Raw genomic sequence first — 641 nt, 5'->3', positions numbered from 1 at the left:
CTGTAAATCATTAAGTGACATTACCTCACCGCAACCACTAGACATATGGCTATCCTCTTAGTTAAAACCGTTATCGAATCCGTTGGAGAACGCACGACCGAAAGGAGGCACGTTGTCAAACTTATAGAAATCCTTGTCATAGTTAAACCCGGTTATTTTGACTGTTCTGTCATCTCCTGGGTCTACCGTAGAAACAAGAATCATCTGAGCATTATGCCTTGCTTCGTTGCCGAATGAAAATTCAGTTTTCAAAGCACTATTACCTACGTAAATGGCTTCTTGCGGCACTGATGTCATAATCACCTGCCTGTCGTGCGCTCCAGGGACTACATTAACACTTTGCACGCCGCCGTCACGTAACTTGAGAATCAAAGAATGGTCATCTCCCGAGGTGAACTTAACTGGTTGTGACAGTTCTACGGTAAGACCGTTAACCGCGGTTACGCAGCCATCGTAGGTAGCCATACGTGAGCCCTTAACGACACTAATGGCACGATTTGGCAAAGCAAAGATACCCTCTTCCGTGGCGGTAAACGACACTGAAATCTTCTTTAAAATGTTCTTCTGGTGACGGCGATTAGCGGCCCAGAAAGCCTGCTTATAGTTGCGAATACCTTTAGAGTCATAAGTCTCCGTTTTAA

Annotated in this window: 1 protein-coding gene; it reads right to left on the bottom strand. The window is 45.1% G+C overall.

Features of this window, described 5'->3' with window-relative positions; genetic code table 11:
• Positions 1 to 57 precede the first annotated feature (57 nt).
• Positions 58 to 641 (bottom strand): host specificity factor TipJ family phage tail protein (locus H9Y05_RS16255; protein ID WP_216714917.1); only part of this gene is annotated, 584 nt, incomplete at its 5' end.

The sequence above is a fragment of the Taishania pollutisoli genome, from assembly GCF_014518315.1.
Lineage (GTDB): Bacteria > Bacteroidota > Bacteroidia > Flavobacteriales_D > Crocinitomicaceae > Taishania > Taishania pollutisoli.
This window is presented reverse-complemented; position numbering and strand designations above follow the sequence as displayed.